Below are 21874 nucleotides of genomic sequence, written 5' to 3'. Positions count from 1 at the left end.
TATAAGGAAATGCGATGACAGGAAAAGCAGAAATTCTTGCTTTCCGCGCTGGATCATCTTTTTTTATTTCTGCGTAACCGAACTGTGACAGTGATTACATTTGATACACTGCATTAACGCAACATGATAAGCGGGGCGCAGCGCGCCCCGTGGCATATTATTTTGTCAGCTGCTTGCGGTCGTTTTTTCGGTTTACCCAGGCGTTGATCAGCAGGGTCAGGCCGAGAATGGTGCCGACGACGCCAAGCGAAACCGAGACGGGGATGTGCCAGATATCGACGATCAGCATCTTGATACCGATAAACACCAGCACAATCGCCAGACCATATTTCAGCATCGAGAAGCGCTCCGCCACGCCCGACAGCAGAAAGTACATGGCGCGCAGGCCAAGAATGGCGAACAGGTTCGAGGTCAGCACGATAAAGGGATCGGTGGTGACGGCGAAAATCGCCGGGATGCTGTCGACGGCGAAGATGACGTCGCTCAGCTCGACCATAATCAGCACCAGCAGCAGCGGCGTGGCGTACAACAGGCCGTTGCGGCGTACAAAGAACTTCTCGCCTTCGAGGTTATCGGTCATGCGCAGATGGCTGCGCAGCCAGCGTACGACCGGCTTATCGCCCACCGCGTTTTCATCATCCTCTTTGCTGAAAGCCATCTTGATGCCGGTCAGCAGCAGGAAAGCGCCGAACAGATAGAGGATCCAGCTGAACTGCGTTACCAGCCAGCTGCCGGCGAAGATCATAATGGTGCGCAGCACGATAGCGCCCAGCACGCCGTAGATCAGCACGCGGCGCTGATAGGCGGGCGGCACGGCGAAATAGCCGAACAGCATCAGCCAGACGAAGACGTTATCTACCGCCAGCGCCTTTTCCAGCACGTAGCCGGTTAAGAACGCCATGGTTTGCGTATTCGCCATTTCACGGCCGGCGGCACCCTCGAGATACCACCAGAAGGCGGCGGCGAAAAGCAGAGAAACAGAGACCCAGACCAGCGACCAGGCGGCGGCCTGTTTCAGCGTCATGGTTTGCGCGCCGCGCCGGCCCTGTAAAAAGAGATCGATCGCCAGCATAAGCAGAACGACAACGGCAAAGCTGCCCCAAAGTAACGGTGTGCCAACGGTTTGCATAAGCATATCCTGTCAATAAACAAAAAACGGCCAACGTCGGAAGACGCCAGCCGCTCTGTTTGCTGCAAGCAAAGCCTCGCCTTCCGGCAAGGTCTCACTTACAACGCAGAATTACATTCCGGGTTGCCCGATGACCGGATGCGTAGCGCATCGTAGTGACGATCGATCGGCTTACAAGTTACTCCCCTTTGCTGAGGCAAAAGATAGTGGGGCGCGCCGAAATTAGCAACGTGCGGCAGGACATATTTAGAAATATTTACACACGCTTTATCGCGTTTACCCGTCAGCGGGGAAAACCACGCCGGTTTGTCGGCGGATCTCTGTTAGCCAGCGTGCGGTGCTGAGCGACAGCGCCAGCCCGGGATGTTCCACCTGGCGCTGCCTGACCAGCTCCACAAAATGCTGCGCTTCGTAACGCATGGTATTGCTATGCTGCGGCTGCGTCAGATCCTGCGGCTGGCCGCCGCGCAACATCAGCGTGACACGCTGAGCTTCGGCAAGCTTTTCAATTACCAGCGATCCCGCCTCGCCCTGAACCTCGCTGGGCATCGCGGAGTCACTGACCTTAGAGTGCAGCAGCGTCACGTCGAAATCGCCGTAGTCCATGATCACCGAGCCGTGCCCGTCGACGCCGCTCTCCAGCAGCGTCGCCTGCGCCTGCACGCGCAACGGATCGCCCCAGAGCGCCAGCGCGCTGGCGAGGCTGTAGTAGCCGATATCCATTATCGAACCGTTGGACCAGCGCGGCTCAAAGGTGTTGGGCCGTTCGCCGTTGAGGTAGCGCGGGTAGCGCGAGGAGTACTGGCAGTAGTTGAATAGCGCTTTGCGCAGCCGGCCGACCTGCGGCAGCGCCTGACGCAGCGCCAGAAAGTTGGGCAGGCTGGCGGTTTTAAAGGCCTCGAACAGCACCACGCCGTTTTCGCGCGCGCAGGCGATCATCTGCTGCGCCTCGCGCAGGTTAGAAGCGAGCGGCTTTTCGCAGATCACATGCTTCTTATGACGCAAAAACAGCTGCGCCTGCGCGCTGTGCAGCGCGTTTGGGCTGGCAAGATAGACGGCGTCGATCTCATCGGAAGCGGCCATCTGCTCCAGCGAAAGAAACAGATGCGCGACGGCGTAATCCCTGTTAAAGACCTGCGCCTGCTCCAGCGTGCGTGAGTAAACGGCGGCCAGCGTCATGGCGCCGGTCTGCTGCGCCGCCTCGACAAACTGCCGGGTGATCCAGTTAGTGCCTACAATAGCGAAGCGAATCATAAGTATTGCCCCTCTCCTGACGCTGAGCAAAGAAGGGCAGAGTAACATGCGCGGCGGCGCGCGCAACGATAACGCGGCGCGGCGATTTGATCCTGCGATCCGCCTTCCAATATGATGGTTCTTCGCCCCGCTTCAGGGAGCCGTAACAGAAGGATGTGATGTGAGCAGCAGTAAACATGTACTCAACTGGACCAGCCTGTTGGTCGCCATCCCGGTCGGCTGCGCGGCATCGCTGGTGACGCTGGGCTTTCGCCAGCTTATCGAACTGATTAATCAGCTGCTGTTTCACAGCGATCGCGATATTACCGTGGCGGTAACCGCCTGGCCCTGGTTCTCCTGGCCGCTGCTGGTCGGCGCGGGTGGGGTGATCGCCGGCTTTTTTCTCCGCTATGCCACCTCGCTGGAGCGCCAGCAAACCAGTAAAACCGACTATCTCGAAGTGATTAACGCGCGCCTTGACGCGGTGCCGACCAAAACCTCGCTGTTCCGTGCGCTCTCCTCGATCGCCAGTATCGGCAGCGGCGCGTCGGTGGGGAAAGAGGGGCCGATGGTGCAGCTGTCGGCTCTGTGCGGCAGCCTGCTGGGCCGCTTCTGCTTTAAATCGACCGCGCTCAGCAACAGCGAAATTGTCGCCATGGCCGCCGCCGCCGGGCTGGCTTCGGTCTACCATGCGCCGCTCGCCTCGGCGATCTTCGTGGCGGAGATCGCCTTCGGCATCACCGCGCTGCAGCGCATGATCCCGCTGATTATCGCGGCGGCGACGGCGGTGATGACCATGTGGTCGCTTGGCTATCGCAACGCGCTCTATCCCTTTGTCGAAGCACAGTTTCAGCTAAGTCCGACTACGCTGCTGCTGACGGTGGCAGTCGGCCTGCTGGCCGGCCTGCTCGGCTGGGCGATGCTTACGCTGATTGGCCGCAGCCGGCGGCTGTTCGCCAGGGTAACCAACCTGCCGCTGCGTCTCGGGCTGGGCGGCGCGCTGGTGGGGGCGCTGGCGATCGTCTCTACCGATATCCTCGGCAACGGCTACGAGGTCATCGTTAATATTATGGCGGGACGCTATTTGCTGCCGGCGCTGGCGCTGCTGCTGGTGTTGAAAATGGCGGCGACGGCGCTGTCGGTGGGATCGAACGCGGTCGGGGGCTGTTTACCCCGTCGTTGCTGGTGGGTGCGCTGCTGGGGGTTATCCTCGCCACGCTGGCGCTGCAGGCGGGGCTGCCGGCCGGCAATGCGCTGCTGTTCGCCGTGGTGGGTATGGCGGCGATGCTGGCGGCGGTAAGCCAGGCGCCGCTGATGGCGATGCTGATGGTGCTGGAGATGACGCTGAACAGCAGCCTGCTGTTCCCGGTGATGATCGCCAGCGTGCTGGCGGCTATGCTCGCCTGGCGCTTACAGGCCGCCAGCACCTATCCGGTGGTGACGCAGCATTTTAACCGCGCCGATGCCAAGCTCGATTTCGATAATGGGGTGATTGAGCAGTTTATCGTGCCAGGCGCGGCGCTGCAGCCGCATGAGTCGGTCGGCCGCGCGCTGGCGGTCAGCTCGCTGAAGAAGGAGCGCTATGTCTATGTGATCAACGATCTGGGCCACTTTCTCGGCGCGGTATCGATTCATGACATTTCGCGCAAGATCCTGGATCGTGAGCTGACGCTTGATTCACCGGTAATTCTGGTGATGGATGGCCAGTTCCCGTGCGTATTCCGCAATCAGACCATTCGCGAGGGATGGGAAGCGTTCGCGCAGGTGACGCTGGAGCGCCTGCCGGTGTTGAACAATCCGCAGGATCGCAAATACCTCGGCGCGCTGACCAAAACCAGCCTGATCAGGAAGGCGAAAGATTTTATCTGACTTAGCCGGCGTTGCCCTGCAGCGCCTGGTGCGTCAGCCACAGCCGGGTATCGAACTCCAGCTGGTGATAGGCCGGCTCCATATGGCAGCAGAGCTGATAAAACGCCTTGTTGTGATCTTTCTCTTTAATATGCGCCAGCTCATGCACCACGATCATGCGCAAAAACGCTTCCGGCGCCTGGCGGAACAGGGTGGCGACGCGGATTTCTGCTCTCGCCTTCAGCTTGCCGCCCTGAATCTGCGACACGGCGGTATGCAGGCCGAGCGCATGTTTCATCACGCGGATTTTGCTGTCATAGATCACCTTGTTCAGCGGCGCAGCGTTGCGTAAGTAGCGGTTTTTCAGTGCCAGCGTGTAGTCATACAGCGCTTTATCACTGGTGATGCCGTGCATTCCGGGATAGCGTTTTTCCAGCACTTCGCCGAGGCGCTGCTGATCGATAAGGGTCTGCACCTGACGCAGCAGCGTATCGGGATAGCCCTGAAGATAAATTAACGACGACATGACGCGACTCGAATAAAAAGGCAGTATACTGCGCCCCCGCTTTCGGGGCGAAAAGATGCGCAATAGTACCACGCCGAGGAATCCATGAGCCAATTAGAACTGAGCCAACGCACCCTGACCTTACACCGCTTCCCGCGTATGCAGGAAGAAAACCCGCTGCAGGCGTGGGATGCGGCGGATGAATATCTGCTGCAGCAGACGCTGCCTGCGCCGGAGCAGGGGCCGCTGCTGGTGTTCAACGACAGCTTCGGCGCGCTCGCCTGCGCGCTGGATCGCCCGCTTTATAGCATTAGCGACTCATGGATTAGCCAGCAGGCGACGCGCCAGAATCTGCGCGACAATGAGCTGGACGAAGATCGCGTGGTGCTGCTCGATAGCCTGGCGCCGCTGCCCGCCGCGCCAGGCTGCGTGCTGATTAAAATTCCGCGCTCGCTGGCGCTGCTTGAGCATCAGCTGCGTCAACTGCGCGAGGTGGTCACGCCGGAGACGGTGATTATCGCCGGCGCGCGCGCGAAGGATATCCATACCTCCACGCTGCAGCTGTTCGAACGCATCCTCGGCCCGACAAAAACCTCGCTGGCGTGGAAAAAAGCGCGTCTGGTTTACAGCAGCTGGGCCGCGCCGACGCTGCCGCCTCAGCCGGCGACCCTGAGCTGGCCGCTCGACAATACGCCTTACCAGATCCATAACCACGCGAATGTTTTCTCCCGTAACGGGCTGGATATCGGCGCGCGCTTTTTTATGCAGCACCTGCCGGATAACATTAATGGCGAAATCGTCGATCTCGGCTGCGGCAACGGCCTGATCGGCCTGCTGGCGCTGGAGATGAACCCGGAGGCGGAAGTGCATTTCTTTGATGAGTCGTGGATGGCGGTCGCCTCCAGCCGGATGAACGTGGAGATTAACCGGCCGCAAGATATGGCGCGCAGCCATTTTCAGGTGGGCAACGCGCTGAGCGGCTTCCCGGCCGATCGCCTGCACGCGGTGCTGTGCAACCCGCCGTTCCACCAGCAGAGCGCGGTCACCGATCATATCGCCTGGCAGATGTTCCGCGATGCGCGCCGCTGCCTGCAGTATGGCGGCGAGCTGCGCATCGTCGGCAACCGCCACCTGGATTACTACCGCAAAATGAAAAAGCTATTCGGCAACTGCACGCTGATCGACGCCAATAAAAAATTCGTGGTGCTGCGATCCGTTAAGCTGCGCTGAGGCTGACGCCGGTTCGCTGAGGCGAGGCGCGCTGGCCTGTAGCAAGGCGCTCGCCTATAGCGTCAGCGCCAGCTCGGTGCCCTGGGCGATGGCGCGACGCGCATCCAGCTCCTGCGCCACATCCGCGCCGCCGATAATATGCACCCGCTTGCCCAGTGCCTGCAGCGGCGCGGCCAGCGCCCGGTTCGGCTCCTGTCCGGCGCAGATAATTACCTGATCCACCGGCAGCGTTATCGCGCTGCCGTCGCGCAGCAGATGCAGCCCCGCATCGTCGATGCGCTGATACTGCACGCCCCCCCACATCTCCACGCCACGCGCCAGCAGGCTGCTGCGATGGATCCAGCCGGTCGTTTTCCCCAGCCCGGCACCCGGTTTGCCCGCTTTGCGCTGCAGCAGCCAGATCTGACGCGGACTCGGCTGCGGCTGGGCACGCGTCAGGCCGCCGCGCTGTTGCAGCATCTGGTCGATGCCCCATTCACGACAGAAGAGATCGCTCTCCAGGCTGCCGGCGCGATCGCTGTGGCTGAGAAAGCTGGCGGTATCAAAGCCGATGCCGCCCGCGCCGATAATGGCGACGCGCTGGCCGACCGGCTGTTTATCGCGCAGCACCGCCAGATAGCTCATTACCTTAGGATGATCGATGCCCGCGATCGCCGGAAGACGCGGCATGATGCCGGTCGCCAGCACAATCTCATCGAAGTCGCGCAGCATCTCCGCGTCGGCGCGGCAGCCCAGCCGCATCCCGACCTTTAACAGCGCCAGCCGGGTACGGTAGTAGCGCAGGGTTTCGTTAAATTCCTCTTTGCCGGGGATTTGACGCGCGATGTTAAACTGGCCGCCGATCTCGGCGGCGGCGTCAAACAGCGTGACGCGATGGCCACGCATCGCGGCATTGACGGCAAACGCCAGCCCGGCGGGACCGGCACCCACGACTGCAATCGTTTTTCGCGTTGCGGCGGGCCGTTCCGGCATCAGCGTTTCATGGCAGGCGCGCGGGTTCACCAGGCAGGAGGTGACCCTGCCGGCAAAAATCTGGTCAAGGCAGGCCTGGTTGCAGCCGATGCAGGTGTTGATTTCCGCGGCGCGGCCCGCCTGCGCCTTGCTGACGAAGGCAGCGTCCGCCAGAAAAGGGCGCGCCATTGAGATCATATCCGCGCAGCCTTCATCCAGCAGCCGCTGCGCCACCTCCGGCTGATTGATGCGGTTGGTGGCGATCAATGGCAGCGACAGATGCTGGCGCAGCGTGCGGGTGACCCAGCCGAAGGCGGCGCGCGGCACTGAGGTGGCGATGGTAGGGATGCGCGCCTCGTGCCAGCCGATGCCGGTATTGATCAGCGTGGCGCCCGCCGCTTCGATCGCCTGCGCCAGCTGAATGGTCTCCTCCAGGGTATTGCCGTCCGGTACCAGATCGAGCATCGACAGGCGATAGATAATAATGAAATGGGGGCCGGTCGCCGCGCGCACCGCCGCCACGATCGCCAGTGCGAAACGCATGCGGCGCGTAAAATCGCCGCCCCAGTCATCATCACGCTGGTTGGTGCGCACCGCGAGGAACTGATTAATTAAATACCCTTCGGAACCCATGATCTCCACGCCGTCATAGCCTGCCTGCTGCGCCAGCACCGCGCAGCGGGCGAAATGGTCAATCAGCTGCACGATCTCGTCATGCGTTAGCGCCTGTGGCGTAAAAGGGTTAATCGGCGCCTGCAGTGGCGAAGGGGCGACCAGCGCGGGCTGATAGCTGTAGCGCCCGGCATGCAGGATCTGGAGCGCAATCTTGCCGCCGTGCTGATGGACCGCCCTGGTCACCAGGCGATGGTGGGGCAGTTGGGTTTCGCTGTTCAGCACCGAGCCGCCTGCGGTCACGACGCCTTCCGGCGAAGGCGCGATACCGCCGGTAACAATCAGCGCCACGCCGTTGGCGGCACGCTCGGCGTAAAAGGCCGCCAGCCGCTGCGGCCCGTCGGGCCGCTCTTCGAGGCCGGTGTGCATCGATCCCATCAGCACGCGATTTTTAAGTTGCGTAAAGCCAAGATCGAGCGGATCGAAAAGCGAAGGGGAGATCGACATAGACTGCGCACCTGAATGTTAATATTTTGTTGGTGGTCGGATGAGTTGACTGTAGCGATCGCGCGCAGAAAGAAAAGCGCCGGCAAGCCGGGCTGTGAGATATATCAAAAAAGCGGGCCGCTTAGGGCGGCCCGGCAAGCGAGGCGGCAGAGGCGCGCGTTTAAGCGCGCTTTAACTTATTCAGCCGTGTCAGCAGCTGTGTTTCCAGCACCTGAACCTCATTCGCCACATCCTGGCGCAGCGCCTCAAGCAGCCGATCGCCGCTCTGGCTGTTTTCCAGCTGCTGGCAAAGGCGCTCCAGCCGTACGGCGTTCAGCAGCCGCGCCCCCCTTTCAGCGTATGCGCCAGCGCGGTGAGTTCGCTGTGCTGATGACACGCCTGTAGCTGCTGCGCCAGCGCCCGGTGGCTTTCGACGGCGCTTTCGATCAGCTTGCCGCAGGCGGCGGGATCGACCGCGCTCAGATGATCAAGCAAGCCCCCCTCTGGCGGCGCGGCGGGCCCAGCCGGCACCGAGCTGGCGATAAAGCTGCTCAGTGTCTCAATATTGGCGGGCTTAAACAGGCAGCAGTTCATCCCCGCCTCCAGGCAGCGCTGCTGGATCGCCTTCTCCGCCGAGGCGGTCAGGCCGATAATCACCACCGGCCCGATGCCCAGCTCCGCTTCGCGCTGACGCAGCAGGCGCGTAAAGGCGAAGCCGTCCATGCCCGGAATATGACAGTCGGTAATGATCAGATCGAAGCGGGTCTTCTGCTGTTCCCACAGCTCAAGCGCCTGCGTCGCCCGCTCGGTTTCCGTCACCTGATGCCCCAGCCAGCTTAGCTGCTGCACCAGCAGCAGGCGGTTAGGGGCGTGATCTTCGACCACCAGAATCTGCCGCGCGCGGTGGTCAGCGGATACGGCGGCGGCGGGGGGGCTCGCCGGCGGCTGAGCGAGTGGGGCGGTAAAGCGGAAGAGAAATACCGAGCCGACGCCAGGCTCGCTTTCAACGCTGATATCGCCATCCAGCAGACGCGCCAGGTGGCGACAGATACTCAGGCCCAGCCCGGTGCCCGCCTGTTGGGTCTGACGATCGCCCGCCTGTACGAAGGGCTCGAAGATTTTTGGCAGATCGTGCGGGCGGATGCCGCAGCCGGTATCGCTGACGCGCAGCAGGTAGCCGCCGCGTTCGCTCTGGGAAGCGGCGCGAGTCTGCAGCAGCGCGATCTCTACTTCGCCGACGCGGGTAAACTTCAGCGCGTTACTCAGCAGGTTGGCGGCGATCTGGTTGAACATGGTGGCGTCGATCAGCACGCAGGGATCTTCTACGGCGATCAGCTTGTTGAAGCGCAGGCCGCGCGCGTCTGCTTTGCTGCGGAACAGCGTAAACAGCTGGTCGATAATCGTGACCAGGTTGGCGCAGGCCGGCTCCGGCTGGAACACGCCGGATTCGATTTTCGACAGATCCAGCACGTTGCCGATCAGGCTTTGCAGCGCGGTGGCTGATTCATAGGCCGCGGCGATATTCGGGCCGGGCGGCTGCGAAGAGCGGCGTATCTCCAGCTCCAGCAGGCCGATAATGGCATGCAGCTGGGTGCGGATATCGTGACTGGTGTTGGCCAGGAAACGGCTTTTGAAGGCGTTAGCGCGGTCCGCCTCCTCTTTGGCTTTCTCCAGCGCGTTGAGTAACGCGTAGCGCTCAGTAATATCGAGCCAGCCGCCGATGATGCCGACAATATTATCGGCGTGATCGCGATAGGGCAGCGCCCAGTGCAGCGTATAGTAATCGCGCCCCTGATAGCGCAGCGTAAGATCCTGCACCAGCGGCTGCCCGTCGCGAAAGGTTTGCGCATAGATCGCCTGCAGCGTTTGCGCGCCCTCGAAATCCGCGGGCAGCGCTTCCAGCGTGGCGCCGAGCAGGCGCTCGCGCGGCTGCTGCAGAAAATCGACATACGCTTTATTGCAGTGCAGCAGCCGCATATCGCGATCGCGCACGTACATCACCACCGGTGATTCGTCGAACAGCGTATTGGAAAAGGTTAACTGGTTTTTCAACGCCTGTTCAACGCGGGTGCGCTCGCGGATAGTACGCTGCAGATGACGGTTCCACAGCAGTGCCAGCAGGGCGATCAGCCCTACGACCAGGGCGATTTTAATCAGCAGGCGGTGATAGTAGAGCCCGTTGCCGTCGCCTGTGGCGTGATGGGCGTTCTGCCAGCGCAGCACGATTTTCTCCTGGGTCACGCGGGAAATCCCGGCCAGCGCTTTATTGATGATATGCATCAGCTCGCTGTTTTCGCGCGGCGTCGCCATCACATAGCGGGCAGGCCGATCGCCGATCGTGCGAACGATGCGCAGCCGGCCGGCGTAGCCGTTGTTGATCTGATAATCGGCCACCAGCTTGGGCTGAATAATCGCGTCGACCTCTCCCTGCGCCAGCAGTGCGAACGCCTGCTGCGCACTCTCAACCAGCCGCACCTTATAGCCGGGATCGCGCCGTTTCAGCCACTCCAGCATTGGGCTGCGCTTTTCCAGCGCCAGCAGCGTATCGCGCAGCTGCGACAGCGAAGCCGCCGGCATATCGTGATGGCGCTGCACCATTACCCAGGGCGTGACGATATATGGCCGTGAATAGATCAGCGCCGGATCGGGCGTGTCGGGCGCCAGTTCGGCAGGATAGAGCAGCGGCGGGCTATCGAGGCCGGCCCGATCGACATAGATAAATTGCACGCCGGCGCGCTCGCCGATCAGCCGCAGAAATTCAGCGCCGATCCCTTCCGGCGGGTTATGGCCGTTATTAATCAGCAGCGGCGCTGCGCCGTGATCCAGCGCGACGGGAACGGTGGGATGTTGCTGTAGCCAAAGCTCGTTTTCGGCATTCAGCATCAGCGGATTCGCCTTCAGTACGAATGTCGAATCAAGCCCCCAGCGCGCCATAATGCGCTGACGGCCGGAGAGCGGAATACTTTGCAGTGCGATATCCACGGCCTGCGCCAGCTGCGGCTGTGCGGCGGCCACGCCGAAGGCGAGATTCATATCGGGAATAGAGCGGCTGGCGGTCAGGCTAATCAGGCTGCCGTAGCCGTAGCGGCGCAGAAATTCGATGCTGGCCGCGCTGCCCCACATGGCGTCAGCCTGGCCGAACGCGACGGCGGCGAGCGCCGCCTCCGGGCCCGGAAAATGCGCCAGCCGCATTCCGGGAAAGTGCTGCTGCAACTGCTGCGCAAAGGCGGGCGCGTCGGCCCAGGCGAGTACCGGCCGATCCTCCGGGTTGCTGCCACGTAGCGCGTGGTCGTGCTGGATAATCACCGGATGATCGAGCAGCCAGGGCGTGGTGGCGATAACGCCGTCGGCGCCGTACAGATGCGGATTATAGAAGGCCAGCATATCCAGCTGCTGTTCGCGCAGCGCCTGCATCGCTTCGGCGGGCGTGGCGTAGGCGACGATTTGCAGCTCTACGCCCAGCATTCTTTTTAACGCGCCGAGGTAGTCGGCAGCGATACCCTCGAATTTATCAGGCTCCCTGTTATGATAAACCGGCGGTCGCGGCGGGCCGGGAATGCCGATACGTAATAGGGCGGGATAATGGAGGTGGTTTAATTGCCGGATCTCTTCTTTTGGCGGAATAACGATATCGGCATTCACCTGAAGCGTTAATTCCTGCGGCTGCGCCAGCGTGGAAAAATGGAGCAACAATAAAAACGTGTAAAAGCATAAATTCCTTTTTATCATTAATCTGATCCTGATAATGCGCTATTGGCGTAAATAATAAACCGGCGCAAAGTAATATCTTAGTTAGCGCCTTTTTTATTTTGCGAGTTTACTGAAGATAATAATTATTTTCCCGTTTGAAACCTAGCTGGCGAAGAAATAGCGGCCGATATTTGAGACGTTTCTTGTATTGTGAAGCAGCTCTTACACTTCCATAAAAAAGAAAATGGCGCTTTCACACTCTATCGGTGCGTTTATTTTTATGCTAAAAGTATCAGGAATTGTCTCAACTTTTTGCGACCTACCGCGAATAAAAGCATCGCATAATGGAAAAAGCAGGGGTTGATAATCAGCTTAAAGATCAGCCAGGCCGGAATGCTCATGGATAGGGCCAACGCGGCGCTGAACAGAACGCCATACCACGAAATATTAATAAAATAGCTGGCGCAGCCTTACAACCGCCGCAATGGCGTGTATTAAGCGATCAAACCAGGCAACTGCGCATCGGCAATAATTCAAGGAGTGAAAATATGACGAAAACCATCGCCCGGCCTTTACGGGTTGCGCTACTGGACGATCATCCGATGATCCGCGCGGCTTTTGAAATTTGCGTCAGCGCCGATCCGGAGATAACGCTGGTGAATACTTTTGGCTCCAGCCAGCAGCTGGTTAACGAATTGGCTGATTTACAGCTCGACGTGCTGGTACTCGATTTTTTACTTGGCGAGCGCGAACTGGATGGGCTGGCATTAATTAAGCAGCTGCGTAACCATTTCCCGCGTCTGAATATCCTGATCTTCTCCGCACTGGAAAGCCCTGCGGTGGTAAAAATGGTATTAAACGCGGGCGTAAAAGGGTTTATTGGCAAAAGTCAGGATATGAGTGAAATGGTGCTGGCGATTCGCCAGGTAGGCATGGGGCGCAACTGGCTGTCGCGCGATATGGCTTATGAGATAGAAGATCTCTATGTGATTGATGAGGCGTCGCGCAGCAAGCCGCTGGATGCCGCACAGAAAGGATCGCTCTACGAAAAGGTGAAGCTGCTTAGCCCGCGCGAAGTAGAAGTGATCCGCTGCTTTTTAAATGGCATGAGCGTTTCGCAGATCGCCGTTAAATTTAAACGCAGCCGCAAAACCGTCAGCGGGCAGAAACAGTCGGCACTCAGGAAACTGGGGCTGCGCTCTGATAATGAACTGTTTAAATACAGCGGCGATTTGCTCTCCCGCTCCTGACGGCGCGACCGGCAGTGAGCCGCCATCAGGCGAACCTGTGCTTATCAGACGTAACGGCAGCACCGGCGCTACGCTTTGTGCTGGATCCTGGCGTAGCGGCAGGCACCGGCGCTACGCTTTGCGCTTGATCCTGGCGTAGCGGCAGGCACCGGCGCTACGCTTTGCGCTGGATCCAGGCGTGGCGCAGCGCATAGCCGTCAGCGTAATGGGTATTACGGCGATAGCTGGATTGCGCTTCCGCGCAGCAGTAGGTACAGACCGGCAGAACATCGATTTGCGCCGCCGGAATGCCTTTATCCAGCAGCATCTGTTTGCCCAGCGCCGGTAAATCGAACCAGACGCCCTGATTGACGGCGCGCGCCTGCGGCCGAACCGCCCGTTCATTCATCGGCTGCACGCTGAACCAGCGTGGCGCTGTCGCCAGCGGATTCGCCAGAATGGTGTTCAGCATCTCCTCGCCCAACTCGTAGCAGCAGGGCGCAATCGCCGGGCCAATCGCCACAAACAGGCTGTCGGGCGTCGCGCCAGCCTCCAGCAGTTTCCCTACCGCCTGCGGCAGTATGCCCGCCAGAGCCCCCTTCAGCCCCGCATGCACCGCTGCCACGTTTCGCTGGCGCGCATCGGCGATCAGCACCGGCAGGCAGTCTGCGGTATAGACCGCCACCGGACGCGTACCGGTGGCGATCACCCCATCCGCCTCGCGCTGTTTACGCGGAAACGCCTCTTCCGCCGTCACCACTGTCGCGGTATGGCGTTGAAGGCCGCCAGCGGCCTCTTCCGGCGGCGCGGCGCCTGCCGGTAAAAACGCGTGATCGAGCCAGCCGAGCGAAGAGAGCAGCGCGGAAGTGCGAACGGGAGAGAGATCGGACATGATTGCTCCTTGCCGGGAAACGGGTTATCGCATCATTGCCGCCCAATAATGCGCGGGCGGCTTGCCGTGAGGATATCTGGCGCTCTGACCTGAGCGCGAGAACGCCTTTTAGTATTCACTATACCGTCTGCGCGCTGAGTGCGGGAACGCCTTTTGTTACTCAGTAGCGTCTCTGCGGGCTGAGCATGAGACCGCCTTTCGTTACTGACTACGCTTTCTGCGGGCCGGGCGGGGAGGGGGCAACTCTGCCGGCAACCGGCGGTTTTTTCTTTTCCGGCGGGCAATTCATTCCGTTATTACGTAAATATACGCAAATAGTTTAAAGATAACGTCCCCTGCGGCGGCGCACATAAAAAGTCAGCTGCGCCGCCGGGAAATAACGCGCGTTTTAATTTACTGCGTGATTATTTAATCAGCGCATTCCGCCAGTACCGCGCTTAACTGGGATGGTATTGTTTTTTCTTATGACGAAATTGAGGGTTGCTGGCGGATTAAATTGAGACGAAAGACTCGTAACGAGACGTGCGTCTATATTATTTCTCCTTTTTAATTTCCTGAATTGATATTGCCTATTTAGCCATTTACCTTGATTTAAATTAATTATCTTTTTGATTTTAAATGAATTTATTGATTTTTCCTTTATCAGTTTTTTGCAATGTCTGTTAATCCTATTTACCTTAAATATACATTTCATTTAAGTAAGATTACATTTTGCAGTTTTGTTACTGGATTGTTTTTTTAAAGGGCGTTTATTATTATCGGCAGTGGCACTACTTATTTTACCGGCGCATTATTCAATGCTTTCCGGTATTCCCTGATGTTTTTTCTCAGTCGCCCAGGCTTGCCTGTATTTATCCGAATGGAGACGACGATTTTGACGACCCTGAAACCACTGTTAGCGAAAAACCGTAGTTGGGCATTACAAAAAACGCAGCGTAATCCGCGCTATTTCGAGCGCTATTTACATCAGCAGAAGCCGCATTCGCTCTGGATCGGCTGCTCTGACAGCCGCGTGCCGGCGGAAGTGCTGACCGGGGCCGATCCGGGCGAGCTGTTCGTCCATCGCAACATCGCCAATATGGTGTTAACCGATGACGATAACTTTATGAGCGTTTTGCAGTATGCGCTGGAATATCTTGAGGTAAAGCGCATTGTACTGTGCGGCCATTACGGCTGCGGCGGCGTTCAGGCTGCCGTCGCGCTGCCGGAAAGCCCGCTGGCGCAGGAGGATTCACCGCTGTCGCGCCGTATTGCGGCGTTGCGCGCGGCGCTGGCCGATGGGCTGAACGCGTTTCATGCGGCGGGCGAAGCGGACGCATCGCGGCATAACCAGCTGGTGGAGGCGAACGTGCTGGCGCAGTTCGCCCATCTGGCCGCCAGCGAGCCGGTGCGGCGCGCCTGGCGCAACGGCACGGAGCTGGACCTGTTCGGCTGCGTCTACGATCTGCAGTCCGGACACCTGAAAGAGTTAATTCAGCAATCAGCAGAGGAAACATCGTCATGAATCTGAAGACGCTTCGGCAGGATCTGCCTGCCGGCCTTGTGGTGTTTCTGGTGGCGTTGCCGCTCTGTCTGGGCATCGCTCAGGCCAGCGGCCTGCCGCCGTTTGTCGGCCTGCTGACGGGCGTGATCGGTGGGCTGGTGGTCACCTCCTTTAGCCCCTCGCGCTTTGCCGTCAGCGGCCCGGCCGCCGGTCTGGTCACTATCGTAGTCGCCTCAATTGAGACGTTGGGATCGTTTTCCGCTTTTCTCTTCGCGCTGGTGCTGGCCGGTCTGATTCAGCTGGTGCTGGGGATGTTGCGCGCCGGACGCTTTATCGCGCTGGTGCCGGGCAGCGTGATCAAAGGTATGCTGGCGGCGATTGGCATCCTGTTGATTATGCAACAGATCCCGGTCGCTCTGGGCGCCAGCGGCGACGGCGATCTGCGTGCGCTATTTAGCGGCGATTTCCGCTTCTCCACCTCCTCAATGCTGGTGGCTGGCGCGGGGCTGCTGATCCTCTGGCTCTGGACCACGCCAATGGTGAAAAAGATAAAGGCGCTGAGCTGGATCCCCGGCCCGCTGATCGCCGTGCTGATCGGCGGCCTGGCGACACTCTTTGGCGAACGGCTGCAGCCCGATTTTCTCGCCAGCCTGCCGCGCATCGCGTTGCCGGAATTCGGCAGCCTTAGCGCACTGGCCGCCGAGCTGGAAGGGCCGGACTGGCAGGCGTGGCGTAACCCCTCCGTCTACGTGGTGGCGATAACCCTGGCGCTGGTGGCCAGCCTGGAAACGCTCCTGAGTCAGGAGGCGCTGAACAAGCTGCGGCCGCAGAATCCGCATCCCTCGCCGAATAAAGAGATGCTGGCGCAGGGTATCGGCAATACGCTGGCCGGCTTGCTTGGCGCGCTGCCGATCACCGCAGTGATCGTGCGCAGTTCGGTTAACGTCAGCGTCGGCGCGCAGAGCAAGCTGTCGATTCTGCTGCACGGCGTGCTGCTGCTGATCTGCGGGCTCTGGTTCAGCGATCTGCTGAATGTTATCCCGCTGGCGAGCCTGGCGGCGGTGCTGCTCTATACCGGCTATAAGCTGGCGACGCCGCGCCTGTTTGTCGAACAGATCCGCATGGGCGCCCAGCAGTTTGTGCCCTTTATCACGACCATCATCGGCATTATCGCGTTCGGCATGCTGGCCGGCATCGGGCTGGGTATCGCCACGCAGATCCTCTATAGCATCTACAAGAGCCACCGCAACGCCATGCATCTGACCCGCTATGACGATCACTATGTGCTGCGCCTGCAGCAGAACCTGACGTTTATGCACAATCCGCGCCTGCAAAACCTGCTGGATGAGATCCCGGAAAACAGCGTGCTGATTGTCGATCATGACAACGTGGATTATCTCGATCCGGATGTGAAGGCGGTGCTGAAGGATTTCGGCGAAAAGGCGCCGAAACGCGGCATCCGTCTTAACCAGTGGCCGGTGGCGGTCAAATAATCGCCGCCGCCGAGGATAAAACAGGGCGCCCGACAGGCGCCTTTTTCTGTGGCATTTTTCCCGGCGCGTGAGCAAGATTCACCCTGTCAGTCAGCTATGCTGTGATAAGATGCCCGCGCCGCGCCAGCGTAACAGATGGCGCGGCGACGGATAGATAGTAGCCGCTGAAGGATGCTGCCGGTTGAGAGCCTGACGGCGGCAGGAGCAACGCACCAGGTACGTCCAGCTATGCAACTCGCGCTTCTTAACAAAGATAAACCGCTGAAGAGTAGTCTGACGCTGTTTCTCTTCACCACCCTCTTTTGCTTTGTCGGCGGCCATCTACGCCTGCCTGCGGAGCTGTCGCTGTTCTGGCCGATCAATGCGCTGCTGACTGGCATTTTTGTCCGTTGTCCCTGGCTGCACCGGCTGCGCTATTACCTGGTCTGCTACGGCGCGATGGTATTTAACGACATGCTGTTTTCCGGCTGGGCGCTGCCGGCGTTCACCATTAACGGCGCGAATATCCTGTTTATTCTGGTCGCCGCCTCGATGCTGATCCAACGCGCCGACCCGCTTAATGCCTCCGGAAGGGTGAGAAACGCGCTGACCATTTTCCCCGCCTGCCTGCTGGCGTCGATAGCCTGCGCCAGCTGGGGCGCGCTGGCGCAAGGGCTGTTGTTCCGCGCCGGTTTTCTCACCGCCTGGAGCGACTGGCTGAGCGAACAGTTCTCCACCGGCGTGCTGCTGCTGCCTTTTCTACTGACGCTGCCGCGCAGGTCCGATCTGCTGGCGGCGCGGCGCCGCTGGCAAAAATGCGCGCCTGCGCTGGCCCTGCTGCTCTCTGTCTGCGCAGCGGCGCTGATCGGCGGCGGCGGCAGCCTCTCCTTTCCGGTGCCGGCGTTGATTTGGTGCGCCATTAGCTTTCCGCTCTGGCTTACCAGCGGCCTGACGCTGCTTACCGGCATCACAGAAATTATTCTGGTGGTGCGCAACGTAATGAATATTCAGGGCGATGACAGCCTGCTGCCGTTAAGCCATTTGACCTCGGCGCGGCTGGGCGTAGCGACGGTGGCAATCAGCCCGCTGATTGTCGCGGTAAGCATGGATGCCATCAGGCAGCTCAACCGCCAGCTAACGCTGCGCGCCAATCACGATTTTCTTACCCGACAGCTGACGCGATCCGGGCTGTATGAGCGTCTGGAGCAGATGAAACAAGCCGGCGCGCTGCGCAACCGACACATCGGGGTGCTGTTGATCGATATCGATTATTTTAAGGCGATCAATGACAACTATGGTCATGATGCCGGTGATGCGGTGTTGCAGGAGGTGGCGCAACGCATGCAGCAGAATGTTGGCGAGGGAGGGCTGGTGTGTCGGTTCGGCGGCGAGGAGTTTCTGGTGCTGCTGTTCGATTTGACCGATCGGCAGCTGCTGCAGAAGGCGGAGGCGATCCGCCGGTGCGTGATGCAGCAGAAGATAATGTTGCGCGGCGGCGCGGCGGCAGTCACCGTCAGTATCGGCGTAAGCAGCGGCACGCTGGATCACACCAATATCTGCGACGACTTTAACCGTCTGGTCTCCGCGGCGGACAAACAGCTGTTTGTCTCGAAGCGCAACGGGCGCAACCAGACCACGCCAACGCCGGAAAGCATCAACCTGATGAGCGATGCGTTGACGTAGCCGTGACGGCAGAAGAAAAAACCGCAGCAGCAAACCTGCACTGCTGCGGGGTCAGAATTAAGAGCGAATATAGGTGCGGATCACATCAGCGATCGCTTTATTCGCTTCGCGGGCGTCGCGATGCTCAACTTCGCTGGCCAGATTTTCCAGATATTTATTCAGCTTGCCGCCCGTTGGGACGTTGCCGAAGGTAATCAGCATCTGGACGATTTGGCGCAGGGCCAGCAGCTCCAGCGACAGGCGCTCAACAACAGGATCTTTCTCAGACATAGCCACTCCGGCGGGAACGAATTTATTGTCCGTCATCATACGCCGCTGCGCATTTTTCAATCGGATAAACAGACGCCATAAGCATCGGTATTTTGCGGCGCGTTTTCGCTGCGGTTGAAAAAATCCCCCGACGCCAGGATGATGGTGAGGGTCTGCTTACTTTCCAGTAACACGGGTAAATTCATGGATATCGATTCTCCTCGCCTGCGCTATCAGCCCCTGATTGAAGATGACTGGCCTTTTTTTCTGTCGCTGCATCAGGATCGGGAGGTAATGCGCTTTGTCAGCGATACGCATGACGCCGGAACGCTGCGCCGCCACGCTTTCGATGTGCGCCTGCCGCGCTGGCAGCCGGGCAGCACGCACTGGCTCTGCCTGGTCATGCGAGAAAAACGGTCCGGCGAGCCGGTGGGTCTTACCGGCTTTATCGATCGCGGGCAGGGCATTGCCGAAGTCGGCTTTCTGCTTGCCACCGCCTTTCAGGGCCAGGGCTACGGTACCGAATCGCTGCGTGCTGTATGCCAGACGGCGTTCGCACTGGGTTTTCGTAAGCTCACCGCCTCTGTCACCGTGGGCAATCACGCCTCGAAAGCGGTGCTGGAAAAGGCGGGCTTTCGGCTGGAGGGCGTGCTGCGTGAGAACTATCATCTGCACGGCCGCTGGCAGGATGACTGGGTATTTGGATTGTTGCCGCCTGTGGCAGAAAGCGATCAGGCGGCAACGCGCTTATGAGGGGCGGCTGGATCCCACGCGCTCAAAGCGAGCGGCAATCAGCAGATAGGCGACCACCCCTAACACGCCGTGGGCGGCGACGAACCACAGCGCATCCGCAAAGGAACCGGTCACGGAAACCACATAGCCAATCACCAGCGGCGTGATAATGCCGGCGATATTGCCGATACCGTTAAAGACGCCGCCGCACAGGCCTATCATATTTTTAGGGGCCAGATCAGAAAGCACCGCCCAGCCTACCGCAGCGAGGCCTTTGCCAAAAAATGCCAGCGCCATCAGGGCGATAACCGCGCTGTTGCTGTCAGCGACGTTAGCAAACACCAGAATCGTCGAACAGCCCATGCCGAGAATGAACGGGGTTTTGCGCGCGCGTGACGGATGCATTCCTTTGCGGATCAACGCATCCGACAGATAACCGCCGAGAATGCCGCCGGTAAAGCCGCATATCGCCGGCAGCGCCGCCACCCAGCCCGCCTGCATAATCGTCATGCCGCGTCCCTGAATCAGGTAGATGGGAAACCAGGTGATAAAAAAATAGGTGAGGGCGGTAATGCAATATTGCCCCAGATAAATCGCCCAGAGATTGCGGTTGTTGAACAAACATTTCATCTCGCGCAGTGAGGTCGGCTTTGCGTTTTTTTTGCGATCGGCCTCTAAATCTACCAGCGCGCCGCCCTCTTTCATCAGCGCCTTCTCTTCCGCGCTCAGGCGCGGATCGCTGTGCGGTTCGCGATAGAAAGCAAACCAGACGAACGACAGCACGATGCCCAGCGCCCCCATCCAGACGAAGACATGTTCCCAGCCGAGCGAATGGGTCAGCCAGGCCATTATCGGCGTAAACACCACGACGGCCATATACTGCCCGGAGTTAAAAAGCGCCGAGGCGACGCCGCGTTCGCGAGTCGGGAACCAGCAAGAGACGATACGCGAGTTCGCCGGAAAAGCGGGAGATTCCACCAGGCCGAGCATAAAGCGCATCAGGAACAGCGTCATGGCCGCCAGCGAGCCGGTGAGGCCTATCCAGCCAACGGTGCCCTGCAGCGCGGTAAAGATCGACCAGAGCAGCAGGCTACAGCCATAGACGCGCCGGGCGCCGAAGCGGTCCAGCAGCCAGCCGCCGGGGATTTGCCCCAGCGCATAGGCCCAGGCGAAGGCGGAGAAAATCATGCCGAGCATCAGCGGATCGAGAGCCAGCTCTTTCACTACCGAGGTGCCGGCAATCGACATGGTGGCGCGGTCGGCATAGTTAATGACCGTAATAATAAAAATTAATGCTAATACCCAGTAACGGTGACGGCCCACGCGCAACGCGTGTACGGCAGGTACATCAAGCTGCTTGCTGCTCATAGATACCTCGCTCTTTTGCTTTTTATAGGGATCAAAGGAAGTCAGACTTTGTTCGGCGGCGTCTCCCCGTTAAAACAGGCGGCCAGATTGCGCAGCACGATCTCGCCCATCTCCAGCCGGGTTTGCTGCGTGGCGCTGGCGCGGTGCGGTTGCAGAGTGACCTGCGGCAAGGCAAAAAAAGCGGCCGGCACGTGTGGCTCATTAGCAAAAACATCCAGCCCGGCGCCGGCGATGCGTTTATGCGTCAGCGCAGCGAGCAGCGCTTCCTCATCAACCAGCTTTCCGCGCGCCACGTTGATAAAAAAGCCTTCCGCGCCCAGCGCCTCAAGCACCGAGGCGGTGACGATGGTCTCGCCGCCATCCGCCGAGGCGGCCAGTACCAGCACGTCTGCTTCGCGCGCCAGGGTGTGCAGGTCATCAATATAGCGCCACGGCAGCGCCGGACGCGGCGAGCGGCTGTGATAAAGCACTTCCATCTGAAAATCCCCGGCGCGCCGGGCAATTGCCGCACCTACCTGGCCCATACCGATAATGCCCAGTCGGATGCCCGTCACCTTACGCGCCAGCGGCAGCTGCGCCTGTGGCCAGCTTCCGGAGCGCACAACGCTTTCCGCTTCGCTCATGCGGCGCAGGGTGGCGATAAGCAAGCCGAACGCCATATCCGCGACATCGTCAGTTAGCACGCCCGGGGTAGTGGTGACGGCGATATTGCGACGCGCGGCATGAGCGAGATCCACCGCATCGGTACCGATGCCGCTAATGGCGATAATCTTTAGCGCGGGCAGGCGATCCATTGTGGCGTTATCCAGCCCTTTCGCGCCGCCGGTGACCACACCCTGAATCAGCGGGCCGACCGCATTTAGCAGGGCACCGGCGTCAGCCGCCTGCCAGAGGCGATGAAGCTGGTAGTCGGCCTGCAGCCGTTGTTCGATAGCCTGCGGCAGCGGCTGGGTTAACAGGAGATGAACGGGGGAGGAAACTTTCATGGCGGAGTCCGGTTGTGAGCAGAAGGCTTCAGCATGGACGGGGCAATGATACCTGTCTAATATAAGACCGGTATGCATTGATATAAGAATGGAATA

16 protein-coding genes and 1 pseudogene are annotated in these 21874 nt (G+C 59.7%); 7 read left to right on the top strand and 10 right to left on the bottom strand.

Annotated elements, in window-relative coordinates; all coding sequences use genetic code 11:
• Positions 1-157: 157 nt before the first annotated feature.
• Positions 158-1129, bottom strand: coding sequence for a TerC family protein (locus C2E15_RS18295; protein ID WP_104958636.1), 972 nt, complete (start codon positions 1127-1129; stop codon positions 158-160).
• A gap of 276 nt (positions 1130-1405) precedes the next feature.
• Positions 1406-2383 carry a Gfo/Idh/MocA family protein gene (locus C2E15_RS18290; protein ID WP_104958635.1) on the bottom strand — a complete coding sequence of 326 codons (978 nt, stop codon included), beginning with the start codon at positions 2381-2383 and terminating at the stop codon, positions 1406-1408.
• Between the two features lie 160 nt (positions 2384-2543).
• On the opposite strand from C2E15_RS18290, the pseudogene C2E15_RS18285 reads away from it, so the two are divergent.
• Positions 2544-4231: pseudogene (locus C2E15_RS18285) on the top strand (chloride channel protein).
• Between the two features lies 1 nt (position 4232).
• Here the strand turns inward: C2E15_RS18285 and C2E15_RS18280 are convergent.
• Positions 4233-4736: a M48 family metallopeptidase gene (locus C2E15_RS18280; protein WP_104958634.1), complete on the bottom strand. Its 504-nt coding sequence runs from the start codon at positions 4734-4736 to the stop codon at positions 4233-4235.
• An 84-nt stretch (positions 4737-4820) separates the two neighbouring features.
• Between C2E15_RS18280 and rlmG the strand changes: the two genes are divergently transcribed.
• Positions 4821-5945, top strand: a complete 1125-nt coding sequence (rlmG, locus tag C2E15_RS18275; protein WP_104958633.1) for a 23S rRNA (guanine(1835)-N(2))-methyltransferase RlmG — start codon at positions 4821-4823, stop codon at positions 5943-5945.
• 54 nt (positions 5946-5999) lie between these two features.
• On the opposite strand, the gene C2E15_RS18270 is transcribed toward rlmG, so the two are convergent.
• Together C2E15_RS18270 and C2E15_RS18260 are read right to left on the bottom strand one after the other, a co-directional pair.
• The gene (locus C2E15_RS18270; protein WP_104958632.1) at positions 6000-8015 is read right to left on the bottom strand and encodes an NADPH-dependent 2,4-dienoyl-CoA reductase; all 2016 of its coding nucleotides are present in this window, start codon (positions 8013-8015) and stop codon (positions 6000-6002) included.
• Between the two features lie 312 nt (positions 8016-8327).
• Positions 8328-11684 carry an ATP-binding protein gene (locus tag C2E15_RS18260; protein ID WP_167391899.1) on the bottom strand — a complete coding sequence of 1119 codons (3357 nt, stop codon included), beginning with the start codon at positions 11682-11684 and terminating at the stop codon, positions 8328-8330.
• Positions 11685-12232: 548 nt separating this feature from the next.
• On the opposite strand from C2E15_RS18260, the gene C2E15_RS18255 reads away from it, so the two are divergent.
• A complete protein-coding gene (locus C2E15_RS18255) occupies positions 12233-12934 on the top strand; it encodes a response regulator (RefSeq protein ID WP_104958629.1) in 702 nt (233 codons plus the stop codon).
• A 154-nt stretch (positions 12935-13088) separates the two neighbouring features.
• Here C2E15_RS18255 and C2E15_RS18250 read toward each other — a convergent pair whose 3' ends face one another.
• On the bottom strand, positions 13089-13805 hold the full coding sequence (locus C2E15_RS18250) for a purine nucleoside phosphorylase YfiH/LACC1 family protein (protein ID WP_104958628.1): 717 nt from the start codon (positions 13803-13805) through the stop codon (positions 13089-13091).
• An 859-nt stretch (positions 13806-14664) separates the two neighbouring features.
• Between C2E15_RS18250 and C2E15_RS18245 the strand changes: the two genes are divergently transcribed.
• The 3 genes from C2E15_RS18245 to C2E15_RS18235 all read left to right on the top strand — a co-directional run bounded on the left by C2E15_RS18245 (position 14665) and on the right by C2E15_RS18235 (position 18443).
• On the top strand, positions 14665-15309 hold the full coding sequence (locus C2E15_RS18245) for a carbonic anhydrase (protein WP_104958627.1): 645 nt from the start codon (positions 14665-14667) through the stop codon (positions 15307-15309).
• Complete coding sequence (locus tag C2E15_RS18240) at positions 15306-16781, top strand: SulP family inorganic anion transporter (RefSeq protein WP_104958626.1); 1476 nt, start codon at positions 15306-15308, stop codon at positions 16779-16781. The genes C2E15_RS18245 and C2E15_RS18240 overlap by 4 nt, the downstream gene beginning before the upstream one ends.
• A gap of 228 nt (positions 16782-17009) precedes the next feature.
• Positions 17010-18443, top strand: a complete 1434-nt coding sequence (locus C2E15_RS18235; protein WP_104958625.1) for a GGDEF domain-containing protein — start codon at positions 17010-17012, stop codon at positions 18441-18443.
• A gap of 57 nt (positions 18444-18500) precedes the next feature.
• On the opposite strand, the gene C2E15_RS18230 is transcribed toward C2E15_RS18235, so the two are convergent.
• Complete coding sequence (locus C2E15_RS18230) at positions 18501-18713, bottom strand: hypothetical protein (RefSeq protein WP_104958624.1); 213 nt, start codon at positions 18711-18713, stop codon at positions 18501-18503.
• Positions 18714-18769: 56 nt separating this feature from the next.
• Entirely contained in the window at positions 18770-18898 is a 129-nt protein-coding gene (locus C2E15_RS22225) for a hypothetical protein (RefSeq protein WP_281257516.1), read from the bottom strand.
• Here C2E15_RS22225 and C2E15_RS18225 point away from each other — a divergent pair.
• The gene (locus tag C2E15_RS18225) at positions 18897-19445 is read left to right on the top strand and encodes a GNAT family N-acetyltransferase (protein WP_104958623.1); all 549 of its coding nucleotides are present in this window, start codon (positions 18897-18899) and stop codon (positions 19443-19445) included. The two genes, C2E15_RS22225 and C2E15_RS18225, sit on opposite strands and share 2 nt — an antisense overlap.
• On the opposite strand, the gene C2E15_RS18220 is transcribed toward C2E15_RS18225, so the two are convergent.
• On the bottom strand, positions 19440-20792 hold the full coding sequence (locus tag C2E15_RS18220; protein ID WP_104958622.1) for an MFS transporter: 1353 nt from the start codon (positions 20790-20792) through the stop codon (positions 19440-19442). The genes C2E15_RS18225 and C2E15_RS18220 overlap by 6 nt on opposite strands.
• A 41-nt stretch (positions 20793-20833) precedes the next feature.
• Positions 20834-21778 (bottom strand): 2-hydroxyacid dehydrogenase, encoded by a 945-nt coding sequence (locus C2E15_RS18215; protein ID WP_104958621.1) that lies wholly within the window; start codon positions 21776-21778, stop codon positions 20834-20836.
• Positions 21779-21874: the final 96 nt, after the last annotated feature.

Origin of the sequence: Mixta gaviniae (assembly GCF_002953195.1) — a bacterium.
Taxonomy (GTDB): domain Bacteria; phylum Pseudomonadota; class Gammaproteobacteria; order Enterobacterales; family Enterobacteriaceae; genus Mixta; species Mixta gaviniae.
This window is presented reverse-complemented; position numbering and strand designations above follow the sequence as displayed.